7 protein-coding genes and 1 pseudogene are annotated in these 10880 nt (G+C 36.9%); 3 read left to right on the forward strand and 5 right to left on the reverse strand.

The window, feature by feature from the left end:
* Positions 1-140 precede the first annotated feature (140 nt).
* Both RRG12_RS40445 and RRG12_RS40450 read right to left on the reverse strand, forming a co-directional pair.
* A complete protein-coding gene (locus RRG12_RS40445; RefSeq protein ID WP_420761854.1) occupies positions 141-1280 on the reverse strand; it encodes an ISH3 family transposase in 1140 nt (379 codons plus the stop codon).
* A 330-nt stretch (positions 1281-1610) separates the two neighbouring features.
* Positions 1611-1826: pseudogene (locus tag RRG12_RS40450) on the reverse strand (hypothetical protein); the annotation flags it as partial.
* Between the two features lie 356 nt (positions 1827-2182).
* Here RRG12_RS40450 and RRG12_RS40455 point away from each other — a divergent pair.
* The 3 genes from RRG12_RS40455 to RRG12_RS40465 all read left to right on the forward strand — a co-directional run bounded on the left by RRG12_RS40455 (position 2183) and on the right by RRG12_RS40465 (position 5721).
* Positions 2183-2473 carry a hypothetical protein gene (locus tag RRG12_RS40455; protein WP_420763083.1) on the forward strand — a complete coding sequence of 97 codons (291 nt, stop codon included), beginning with the start codon at positions 2183-2185 and terminating at the stop codon, positions 2471-2473.
* A 375-nt stretch (positions 2474-2848) separates the two neighbouring features.
* Positions 2849-3796 (forward strand): IS5 family transposase, encoded by a 948-nt coding sequence (locus RRG12_RS40460; protein WP_420758163.1) that lies wholly within the window; start codon positions 2849-2851, stop codon positions 3794-3796.
* 116 nt (positions 3797-3912) lie between these two features.
* Positions 3913-5721, forward strand: coding sequence for a CHAT domain-containing protein (locus tag RRG12_RS40465; protein ID WP_420763079.1), 1809 nt, complete (start codon positions 3913-3915; stop codon positions 5719-5721).
* A 197-nt stretch (positions 5722-5918) separates the two neighbouring features.
* Here RRG12_RS40465 and RRG12_RS40470 read toward each other — a convergent pair whose 3' ends face one another.
* The 3 genes from RRG12_RS40470 to RRG12_RS40480 all read right to left on the reverse strand — a co-directional run bounded on the left by RRG12_RS40470 (position 5919) and on the right by RRG12_RS40480 (position 10353).
* Entirely contained in the window at positions 5919-6494 is a 576-nt protein-coding gene (locus RRG12_RS40470; RefSeq protein ID WP_420763080.1) for a hypothetical protein, read from the reverse strand.
* Between the two features lie 545 nt (positions 6495-7039).
* Complete coding sequence (locus tag RRG12_RS40475; protein WP_420763081.1) at positions 7040-8926, reverse strand: protein kinase domain-containing protein; 1887 nt, start codon at positions 8924-8926, stop codon at positions 7040-7042.
* The gene (locus RRG12_RS40480; protein WP_420763082.1) at positions 8923-10353 is read right to left on the reverse strand and encodes an NB-ARC domain-containing protein; all 1431 of its coding nucleotides are present in this window, start codon (positions 10351-10353) and stop codon (positions 8923-8925) included. The genes RRG12_RS40475 and RRG12_RS40480 overlap by 4 nt, the downstream gene beginning before the upstream one ends.
* Between the last annotated feature and the right edge of the window lie 527 nt (positions 10354-10880).

Here is a 10880-nt window from a genome sequence, read left to right on the forward strand (position 1 = left end):
ACAGTCAGTAGACCTAAAAGTTCTGCGATCGCTAAAAAATAGTAGTGTATGATACCGTTTTCTTAGGGAATATAAAAAAGCTGACTGCTCTGGATAATAAATAAGTAAAACTTATTAAATATCTCGGTAATCAACCAAAATCACCCAGATGGTAAACAAACTTCGCTCTTTACTCCATAGTTGCGGTCTACTACTTGACGTAAAAACTCAAGCATCTGTTTGAGGGTAAATAAATGAGAAAAAACTTGTCGTCTGCTTCTTTTTAAACGGCTAAGATAATGCCATACGAGGTAAATCCAAATATTAATAATTAAAAATGATAAAGCTACAAATAGAAGCCTAATGGTAGGATTTTTAATAGTAGTTTTAATGCGACATTGATTTTTCATCCGATAGCTACTTTCAATTCCGAAACGAAGACGGTAGTCATCATGTATTGAATGTAATGACAGCTTAACTTTATAAACAGCGTAAATAAAAAACTCCCGCCCATGCGCTCGTCTTTTACCATTTTTATATGTACAAACTATCCACACATTAAAAGTAACTGAGCCATATTTATCACTGTTTAAAGTATAACAAGTCTTATAACTACGCCGCCCTCTAATTAATTGTCTAGTTCCGCCATGTTTGCCCCGAATAATCACTGGCATTTCAAAAGGAATATCAAGAGCTTGCAACCATCTGATGACTGGCACACAGAAGAATTCTCGGTCTAAATACAATCTTTCGATTTGAAGATTTAAAGGCTCAATCAGTGCTAAAAGATAAGTGATAATTGCTACTTTTGTATTTTGTTGTTGAACAGCTTTAATAGCTAAGGTGACTCGCTTATTCTTTTTAATTACATAGACAGTAGCATAAGCATAAAAAGAGCAAGTGCCATTTTTAGCTTGACTTCTGTAAATATATGGCGCTTCTAATAGTGTCGGTTCACCATAATAAGGAATTAAGTTAAAGTCAATGGCTATTTTTTGTTTTCCCTGTCGAATCCCATCTGGCAAGCGACTTTGTAGTGCTGTATTTAAGTCTAATTCCAGAGATTTTAGGTCTGAATATTTCTCTAAATGGTAACGTATGTCATTACTTGTAGGAACATTTTTTAAGACTTTGGTAGTATTTTCAATACTATCTTTTTGGGTGGCTGCTCGAATTAAAATTTCAAAGATATTTTGTTGTTCACACTTGCCTTGAGTCTGAATTGGAATATGTTCTGTTAAACAGTTAACTACTTCATTTAAGGTTTTACTATCAGTTAAAACTGGTTGTGTTGCAGTCATAGCCAAACTCAATCATCCTCAGAATCAAAAAATTTTTATCTTTACCCCTATACTTTACAAAAATTGCATACCACAGTACCAGAACTATATTCTGGTGCAAAATCTACCCTTACCTTTTTGGTTAATTGATTAATTTTACTTATGTTATATTTCTCAATTACTTTTCCAAAAAGCGTATCAATAAACACAGTTTATTAGGCAAGAATCAGATACCCAGGTATCGATCACAGAGCGATCGCAGAACTTTTAGGTCTACTGACAGTAATCTGCTGTCGGGCTGGTTTAGTTATGTACGGGCTGATTACCGTGATTCACTAAACAACGAATCGCACGAACTGTACAACTGTATTCCCCAACATGACTTACTACTCCCCAATAACCGCCTTTACCTCTTAAGTCTGGGTCATCTTTAGGCAGAAGAATGCATATTTCACCAATATTGTAAGGATTGGGTACTTTCGTTCTTTCGCGTATCCTATCTACAACATCTTTCACGATACGACCAGATGGAATCTTATTGCCAGCTTGCTCTACTGCCTGCTGCCAAAATCTCATTGAGACAAAGAGGCAGCGTGGTCTTCTGCCTTTGAGAGCTATATCTGCATGGTATTTATTGAACTCTTGAAGCGCGATCACAATCTCAAAGTTTTCTTGGCTTTTAACCATTTAATATCAAGCAGATAAATGTTATTCACTTAAATTCAAGATTAAAATCATGATTTTCCCTTGCTAAGGTAATCCGAAATTAGCAATTCTGACAAAAGAAGGTTTTGTCGCAAAAAACTACTTTTGTCAGTAGTTAGCAACGCTGTCAATAATAGTACAAGCAACTGCTTTCAATGAAGAACAATTGTCTGTTGTGTTTCCTGTGTTCCCGATTTAGCTGAGTTTTCCTAATTTCTATGAGTTACAAAAAATACATTGCTGGCATTCCAAACATTGCCAAACTAAAGCTTACAAGCAAAGGCAGTATCCGCGATCGCAACCTACAGATATCGGAAACTGCTAACTTCAACACCTATACTAACGCTTTAATACGTAACAAGCGCCATACAGACTTAGTTGGTGGACTAGTTGTGCTTAAAAATATCATGAAACTAATAAAGCGTAGTGGATTTGGCTTTAGAAATTTTTGTAATTTTGAAATTAGAGCTTTACTTTCTTGGCATTATTCTATAGATTTAGCACGTTAAGTACGAAATAACCAAAAATTTTAAACTACTAATTATTTAGTATAAAAGTTCTAGTTTGTTTTGTATCATTGCCTCTATTAATAACAATAGGTAGACAAAAAGCTAGTTAGGAAAAGATTTGAAATACTTAAAGGTAGCAAAAAAATACCTAATTCAATAATTGAGGTAATTTTCTAGAAAACGTACTTTATAATTTCGCAGAGGAGTTAGATGTATGGCTCATTTAGGTATACTCTGTCCCCCAACAGATGGTCACTTGAACCCAATGACTGCTTTAGGACGTGAATGGCGTTGTTGCATGAATAGAGAAAAATGGTAAATTTTACTTATTCCTTCCTACCTCTACTAATCCCCTCCTAGTTTCTTAGTTGGACTATGAAGACGAAAGCCAAAACTAACTACAGAGTCCGTAACTGGCAGGAATATGATGCGGCGCTCAAGCAGCGAGGGAGCCTGACTTTCTGGGTGAGTGAAGAAGTAATCGAACAGTGGCGCAACGAAAAGAAAACAGGACGGAAAGGAGCCTCCAACTATTACAGTGACGTGGCGATCGCTACGATGGGAACTGTACAATCGGTATTTAACTTAGCAGGGCGGCAGACGGAAGGATTTCTAGAATCACTGTTTATCTTGATGGGAATTGAGTTGAAGGTACCAGATCACTCCACCCTATGCCGTCGTTTGAGCAATTTATCGGTGGAACTGCCCGTAATCCCAAAGGATGACGCAATCCATGTTGTAGTGGATTCAACTGGGGTAAAAGTGTATGGTGAAGGAGAATGGAAAGTTCGCACACATGGGGTAGGTAAACGACGGACGTGGCGGAAGTTGCATCTGGGAGTTGATCAAGGAAGCGGAGAGATTTTGGCTGCGGTGGTGACTACTAATGATGTAGCTGATTGCGAGGTACTACCCGACTTGTTGGAGCAGATTGACTCCAATATTGAACAAGTATCTGGTGATGGCGGTTATGACACAAACAAAAGTTACGACACAATCACTCAACGCCAAGCCAAAGCAGTGATTCCACCTCGCAGTAACGCTCAGATTCAACAGCCTCATAACTCTGAACTGCCTCCACATCAAAGAGATGAAAATTTGCGTCGGATACATCAAATTGGTCGCCAGCAATGGAAGCAAGAAAGTAGATATCATCGACGTTCTTTGTCTGAAACAGCTATGTTTCGACTAAAAATTATTTTTGGGGGTAAGCTAAGACGACGCTTTTTTGACAATCAAGCTGTTGAGTTATTTCTGCAATGTGCTGCACTTAATCGCATGATTCAGTTAGGCAAGCCAGATAGCTACAAAGTGGAAAAATAATTACTAACTCTGCTAAGAGTTGGTGTGCCTTTTTTCTGTTTCATGCAACAAAGCCAAAAGAAACTGTTAATTTTATTCAAAAACAAGCACTCAAATTACTCAATAATTACCAGTTATTGATTAATATACCAACCGCACCAATACCAATCAAACTACAGGCGCAACTACAACGCTTGAGCTTATTATTAGACTTTGACAAGTGGTTAACAGCAAAATCAAATTTAGGCAATACACACTTAGCTGCGATTCAAACTCAAATCAATCAACAGATTAAACCTTCTGTAGAGCTAATACTGAAAAATGCTTCTGCATTCTCTAAATTACCTACTAGCCAATCTATTTATACCAAGCTAAACTTTGCCAATAGTCTTAATCAAATTCCAGACGAACGATTACATTCAGTAGCCGTCCAATATACAAAATCAGCTTTGCAAACGGCTAAAGGCACTAACGAACAGCGGCTCATGTCCAATGCTTTCGGTACTCTGGGCAAGTTAGAGAAAGAAAAAGAGCGAACGCTCCATTATCTTGAACAAGCTATGGCTTTGGCTCAATCAATTCAGGCATGGGATATCGCCTATGAGTGGCAGCACGAATTGGGTTTAGAATACTACAAACAAGGAAAGTATGACAAAGCCCTTGAAGCTTACAGTGCAGCAACTGATAATGTAACTAAAGTACATGATAATCTTTTGCCAAGCAATGCAGATTTACAATTCTCCTTCCAGGAAAAAGTGGAGCCTGTATATCGGGAGTTTATGCAATTGCTCTTGGCATCTCCTAACCCTAATTTAAAACGAGTAATCCAGATAAACGAACGACTGCAAATCGCTCAGTTAGAAAACTTTCTTCAATGTGGCAAGCTTGACATCATCCCTTTAAATGAAGTTAAAAACTTGCCTAGCCCTCCAACAGTAGTTCATATCATTGATTTAGAGAACAGCGTAGAAGTAATTGTCCAATCCCCTGATGGTTCTTTCCACCACCATTCTGTTGACTCCAAGTTAGTTAAAGCTAGCGTCGATAATTTGTTAGAAATCTTACAATCTTCTAGACTAGCTTCTATTAATAAAAATTTAATTATTTCGCCTTCTCAATCATTTTATGACTTGCTAATTGTACCGATAAAGGCATACTTACCTCCATCAGGAACACTCGTGTTTACTTTAGATACATCTTTCCAAAGCTTACCAATAGGTTTGCTTCATGACGGTAAAGATTATTTAATCAAGCGCTACAGCATTGCTCAAACTTTAGGTTCTAGGATTAGACCACCTAAATTTTTACCCAAGAAACAGTTAACAGCTTTAATTGCTGGACTCTCTAAAATCAGTCCTAGTTTTAAAGCTCTGAATGCTCCCGAAGGCTTAAAAGCGTTGCTAAGGGTGAAACAGGAGGTAGAAGATGTTAAGAAACAAACTACTTCTTCAACAGTCTTGTTAAATGAAAAGTTTACTAGCCAAGCGCTTGAAAAACAGTTAAGCACAAATGACTTTTCCATTCTTCATCTAACTACTCATGCTCAATTTAGTTCTGATGCCCAGAGAACAATGTTTTTTACTTGGAACAAACCAATTACTGTGCTAGAGTTTGATAACTTGCTAAAGTTAAACGCTCAAACCAATGAGGATGGAATTGAACTATTAGTTTTAAGTGCCTGTCAAACAGCTAAGGGTAATAAGAGGTCAGCATTGGGGATTGCTGGTGTGGCAGCACAAGCAGGTGCTAGAAGTACAGTGGCAACTTTATGGAAGGTAGATGCTGACTCCACTGCTTTACTTATGGAAGAGTTTTACAGGAACTTGAAGTCCGGGACTCCCAAAGCAGAGGCATTACGTCAAGCACAATTAAATTTAATGTCAAATTCTAAGTACAGCCACCCTTATTTTTGGGCTTCATTCTTGCTCGTTGGTGGATGGCTGTGAAATTTTGTGCAATGCAACCATAAGTTGTCCATAATTTTGACGATTATAGCAATCCTATCTGATTTGTGAAATGGCAAGTCTAAGATTCACAACTTGTTAGAGAAGTCGAAAATCTCATTGTTTATGAATGATTTAGGATTGCTATATATGTTGCAAATCGACCATGCCAACATCTAGTTTGCTATCGTTGCCAACTTTTACCTATTGTGCCATTCTACCAACTTTAGTCCTTGTTGCACTCTAGCTAATTCATCTGAATTCCTAGTCCGTTTCGCCAATTCATTTGCTACCTGATAATTACGAAGCGCTTCATTTGGCAACCATGCTTCTAGATATCGATCTGCCAGTACTCGGTAAAGAGTGGGGTTCTGACTTCCTGCTGCCACTCGTGTTTTCAGCGTCTCAATCGATTCATTCAAAAGGCTTTTGGACATAAATACAGCATCTAAATCTAAGAAAGCGGCTTCGTCTGGAGGCAACTTTAATTCTTTGATCTGCTTTACCTTGTATGCAATTTCTTTTTGGTCTTTTTCTGGCAAAACACTTATTACTAAAGGCTCCGAACTAATCAAAGAACCTCTCAGGTTGGCAATGACAGTAATTTTGTAGGTGTTACCAAGTTGCAATTCTATTTGCTCTTTCGGGTATGCCAGTGTAGTCGTTTTCTGATCTACTGTTGCTTCCCAATAAAATTCGTAACCCTTTACAATTACTGTGTAATTAGTGGCGTTCGAGACAGCACTCCAAGATATTTTAGGCCGCGTATTTAACATTGAACTCCCGTAAGGGCTTATTAGGGTTGGTGCTTCTTTTTCCTCACTTGCCCCCTTAGGGTTATAGCAATTACTCGGATTTAATCCCGTACATAGTTCTGCTATCTCTTGCGGCACTGTACACGTATCTGGCTCCTTGAACACGGTACTATGCTTCAGGTATACAAAATTTCCATTTAAATAGCACAAAACCTTGACTGTAGCTCCCTTAGCTGGATTAATCCTATCTCCTTGGCACAGTCGGCTTCCACTTGGCAAATAGAGATCGCCTGAGCTAGAGACTCTACCTATAAAGTTGCGACATCCACTTTTTACTACTGCTACTGATTGAGTCCGACTTCCTGCGCTGCTAATATCTGATAAAAGTAGTATTGATGGTAATATCGATCCAAGCGCTGCAACTCGAAGCTTGGAAACTTTTTTCTTCTTATGGTTGAGTAAAAACTGCATTAAAAGTTTTTATGTACTTACTTGCCTTTTATTAGCATACATAAGTTTGATAACTAAACAAATAGCTAGAGTCTATAACTTTCCCACAATGTACTCTATGGAGAGATTTTTGAGTTTTTGGTGAGGCGGTCTAGTAATTCCTGTCTCCACTTGAAAACATCTTGCTGAGTAGTCCTAGCTAGCATACAGATTTCCCATGAAAGTCTCGCATCCTCAATTTTACCTAGAGCTTCTTGCACCTGAGCCAGCAAGCAGACAGCATCTATTCTCTTGCTGTCTAAATCACTTGCTTTTTGTAAATATTTCTCTGCCTCGTTATACTGATTTTGCATGAACTTTGCCCAACCCAAATTTTTATATAAAGCAGCTTGTAGTTTTGGGTCTTCAGTCAAGCGCAATCCTTCAAGCGCTAATGCACTAGCCTGGGTATAGTCTTCTTTGAGATTTCTGAGGCGCGATAAATCATTGAGCGCAGGCACTGCTTTTTTATTAATTCTAATTGCTATTTTATATTGTTCTTGAGCTAAATCCTCTTTTCCTTCTTGATCATAAAAACTTCCTAACCTATAATATCCCTCCCAATCATTAGGCTTTAATTTCAAAATGTGCTGATAATTATTTAAGGCACAAGCGACTTCTCCAAGCTGCCAACAAACTACAGCTAAACTATTATAAGCATTTATATCTTTATCATTATATTTAAGGGCTAACTCATAATATTTCTTCGCTAGTTCAAAGTTGTTAAAATGACGAGCAGCTTGTTCTAAATAAAACTGGGAAACAGAAAGTTTAAGTTGGGAATTATATTCTATAGCTTGGTTAAAATAGTTTTGTGCAGTTTCCGAATCATTTGCTAATTCTGACTTTTTACCTTGTAGTACTAAATTATTAGCCATTACTGGGAAAAATACTTTGAAACCTCCAAAAACCCCTAAAGCAATTAATGTAACTAATAAACTAAATAAAGTTTTTTTAGACTTAATTAATCTATTGAGTTTGCTTTGCAAAGGAAGGCTTTTTAACCTCTGCAAAATTACTTGAGTATTTTGTGGGCGTTGCCCTGGGAAGGGAGCCATCAAATCATCAATAAAATCAGCCAAAGATTTATCGATATGAAGTGCTTTATTCCTCCAAAGTAGCCTCCCTGTTTTTTCGTCGCTTTTAATTTGAATTAAAGGAATACCAGTAACTAAGTTAACAAAAGTTCTGCCTAATGCGTAAAAGTCTGACTGTGGTACAGCTTGCCCATTAATTTGCTCTAAAGGGGAGAAACAAGCTGTCCGAACGATAGTTATGTCATGCCCACTACCTAATCCTGTGCTGGTTCCTCCACTAGTACTAACTTTCGCTAGGTAGGTTCTAGTAATATCTCTTGCGCCACCAAAATCAATAAGTGCTAATTTGCCGTTGGGTTGAAAAATAATGTTATTTGGCTTAATATCTCTATGAAACACACCAGAGCGGTGAACTAAATCAAGAATATCCATTAATTGTGAAAGCCAATCAAGTGCTAGGCTCTGAGTAATTTTTCCATAAGATTTTATCCACTTCCCTAAATCCTCTCCTTCAAACTTCTGCATTACTAAGCAATGCAATTCTAAACGATTGTCATTCAGCCTCAAAGCAAAATAATCTCCTCTATTAGACTTAGGAATTCCAGGATGGTCAAGAATTTGTAATAAAATTGATTCTCGTCGAAGCAGTTCAACTAATTTAGGCTCGTCTATCCATTTTAAGATTTTCATTACTTTTCTTTGAGGGTGTGGATGGGATTCTGTGCTATCATCCTCATCCTCGACAATACCAACGTCTTCAACCTCAAAAATATCTGTATAAGTATATGGATCTCTATCTAAAGAACGTAACGGATGTAACAAACGAAAACGTTTGTTTATTAATAAAGAATTCCCGCAAGCTAAACAATTTTCAATATCATCAGGATTATGGCGCTGAATACAAAGAGGATTTATACAGTAGCTCACATTCGCTCCTGAACGCCATTACTTGTTTGTGATGCACTTGTCTTATCGTACACCAAGCCAAGTGCATCGACCAAAATATACTTCTTAACTACTGGTTCCAAGCTATAACAAACTTCCTGTTTCCTTGATTTTCTACTAGTTTCAATTAATGAACGTTCATCTAAGGTTTCCATTGCTGTTATTACTTCAGAAACTGACACTTTTAAACCTAATCGTTCTTTTAATCCACTAACAAGCTTAAAAAAAGGAATTGGAGTTGAATCTTTTGATAACTCTTCTGCTAAAAAAATCATGATTTGTCTTTGGAGATCGCTTAAAAAACCAGCTTGTCCAAATTGCATATTAAGCATTACTTTAAGTCTAGGTCCAATTACCGTAGTTTCATAATCAAAGAATTTTTGGACATTTCCTCCAAAAATGCGATTAATTCGTTCAGCAACTGTATCTAACTCTGATGGATTTCCGCGATAATTTTCAATTAATTGTATACATCCGTCCCCAAACAATCCTTTATCATGTAGCATTTGCATTGCAGCGTTTGAGTCTAAGCCTTCCAAGCGTAAAGATTCAATAGGCAAACTTTGAGTTACGTAAGCAATGTCCTTTAAAGGCACTTGACTCGTTACTAATACACAACTTTTATGACGACCTTTTGTAATTCCGACAAAAAAATCTTCATATTCTAATCTTCTTTTAAAACTCTCTACTTGTGCCACTTTTTCAAAACCATCTAATATTAGTAAACACCGATGTAAATGAAAATGCTTTGATAGCAAAGAAATTTTTTCTAGCAAAGTTTCTTTCTCTGCCTCTAAGTCAAAAATGCTAATTAATTCAGTGACTACTTCATCAATCGAGGAATAACGAGTAACTGTATTCCAAACGATGTATTCATATGCATCTGATTTATCTAAAAGTATTTCTTCGATTACTTTTGCTACCAATAAACTTTTACCTATTCCTCCTATTCCAGTTATGGCTATGCAAGATTTTTTAGAAAAATTAATTTGCTTTTTTAAATCAATAATTTCTTTTTTTCTACCATAGAAAAATGCTACTTTAGGCAACTCTCCATATATTCTCGTCTTGCCCACAAGACAATCATCGTCCAGCCTAGATGCTTCCAGCTTAATACAATGCTCTTTTGCTACTTTAAGCAAAATATTTTTTAAAGTTATTTTTTTTACCTGCACCCCATTACCGATAACTTTTGAAAGTGTTGTCCATAACTGTGGTCCAACTTCCTGCTGCAAATAATACCCACTGTATCCAGAATCACTTGCTATTTCCTTATAGTCTTTACCATGCCAAGACCCTTCAATTACAATCTTTTCAGCTTTAGTCAAACGTTTTCCAGTATAACTAAGAACTTGATCTTCTAGTATGTCAAGTACTGATTTTATGTCTAAATTTTGACTTGAGTTCATATTTAAGCCGTAATACCACTACAAACAGTACTGTCTTTCATGTTACTTATGAGCAATCTTGTCAACCCCTATTCCCTTTACAATTATTAACTTAGAGTAGGGATTACAATCTGCGCTTCAAGTTATAAGATATAAAATGTTACATGGCTTAGATAGATAGCAATAGATACCTGTGAATACATTTTCACGGTTATAGGTTAACTATTTTAAAGCTGAAATTGACCAATCTCCTACCAGCAACTACCTTCCATAGGTAGCTAGACTTACTGACAAAACCGAGCATCAGGTCTAATTGTAACATTTGGCGCAGGTTTACTTAAGTCAAAACCCTTCCCCTGATAGCAGAGTTGGGACAAATATCATAAGTGTGGAGAGTTTAAAAGTGAAAAGTAAAAATCTCACAGAACAACAGATGACCAGAACTTCTGTAAGATCAAGTTATTATCTACGTAAAGTCGAAAATAGAGGTGAATATACAACAATGCCTGCATTTAACGCACAAAGCGCCACTAAGGAGTAGCGCTTTG

This window comes from Nostoc sp. CALU 546 (genome assembly GCF_048836525.1).

Coding starts and splice junctions, on each gene's coding strand:
- RRG12_RS40460 (WP_420758163.1), top strand. CDS start 2,849: ATGAAGACGAAAGCCAAAACTAACTACAGAGTCCGTAACTGGCAGGAA.
- RRG12_RS40445 (WP_420761854.1), bottom strand. CDS start 1,280: ATGACTGCAACACAACCAGTTTTAACTGATAGTAAAACCTTAAATGAA.
- RRG12_RS40455 (WP_420763083.1), top strand. CDS start 2,183: ATGAGTTACAAAAAATACATTGCTGGCATTCCAAACATTGCCAAACTA.
- RRG12_RS40480 (WP_420763082.1), bottom strand. CDS start 10,353: ATGAACTCAAGTCAAAATTTAGACATAAAATCAGTACTTGACATACTA.
- RRG12_RS40470 (WP_420763080.1), bottom strand. CDS start 6,494: ATGTTAAATACGCGGCCTAAAATATCTTGGAGTGCTGTCTCGAACGCC.